This window comes from Thalassolituus sp. UBA2009, from assembly GCF_002335285.1.
Lineage (GTDB): Bacteria > Pseudomonadota > Gammaproteobacteria > Pseudomonadales > Oceanobacteraceae > Venatoribacter > Venatoribacter alkanivorans.
Genome location: NZ_DDCJ01000065.1, coordinates 1 through 1,020, shown reverse-complemented (window position 1 = coordinate 1,020; position 1,020 = coordinate 1). Strand labels below are relative to the sequence as shown.

Sequence of the window (1,020 nt, the reverse complement as noted above, 5' to 3'; positions counted from 1 at the left end):
GGCGCAGCTTCCGGGCCGACACGGCGGCCGGTCCAGATTTCCTGCTCTTTGATTTTTTCCTGACAGAACAACACGTACTCACCGTGTTCCCGGCCGGGAATCAGCACCAATACGGCATGCTCTTCGGCAAAGCCGGACAGGTAATAGAAGTCACTGTCCTGACGGAAGGGATGCTCCACATCGCGGTTACGCACCGTGACCGGCGCTGATGGCAGAATGGCAATGCTGTTCGGGCTCATCAGCTCCATCAGCTGACGGCGGCGTTTGGCGTATTCGCGGACATCGAGTTTCATCATCACCTCGTCAATGCGTAGAGATCAGTGCAGGGTTTTAGGGGCAGGAGCGGTTTTGTTCATGCCGTAAAAGACGGTCAGCGCGGCAACACGGGCATGCTCAGCCAGTTCCAGATACAGCATTTCGTTCTGCGGGTCCTGCGGATCATCCAGTGACGCCTGCGAGAAGGCATCCAGATCCTGCAGCACTTCCAGCACGTCTTCCGGCACTTTGCCCTGAATCTGGCCCGAAGCACCAAAGCCGTCGAGGAAGCCTTTGCTCCACTGTGCCAGGCATTCAACCTGCTCGTCGATATCGGCATCTTCATCGGCTGGCAGCAGCACACTGAATTCCATCGACTCGCCGCTCAGGCCAAGCAGCACGTCATCGTAAAAAGTCTGCAGAAAAGTCTGCAACGGTGCTTCCGGAGTTTCTTCCAGCTCCAGATATTCCTGCGCTTCCAGTAACCAGTCGGCCGCTTTCAGCCGCGCACCGGAAGCAAGATAGCCGGTCAGCCAGCCATGCAGGGCGGATGGAGTCTGGTAGCAGCGTGATTCCAGCCACAGATCAGCGGCTGCGGAAAATTCGATCGTCATAACGTCCTCAACGGGAGGGAAAGCGGTCATTCTATCATTGCTGCCGCGAAAGAATCCGCAAATGCCGGAAGCGGAAGGGAATAAAGCAGCAAAGCCGCCTTCCGTCGATTGACCCCGCCGCCAGCGGCCTCTTATAGTTAGCCTGTTCTCA

At 57.1% G+C, this 1,020-nt stretch carries 2 protein-coding genes; both read right to left on the bottom strand.

Features of this window, described 5'->3' with window-relative positions; all coding sequences use genetic code 11:
* Positions 1 to 293, bottom strand: a 293-nt coding sequence (locus B3P58_RS07605) for an aminopeptidase P N-terminal domain-containing protein (protein ID WP_286716779.1), incomplete at its 3' end; no start/stop codon positions are given.
* Between the two features lie 24 nt (positions 294 to 317).
* Complete coding sequence (locus B3P58_RS07600) at positions 318 to 869, bottom strand: UPF0149 family protein (protein WP_286716777.1); 552 nt, start codon at positions 867 to 869, stop codon at positions 318 to 320.
* Positions 870 to 1,020: the final 151 nt, after the last annotated feature.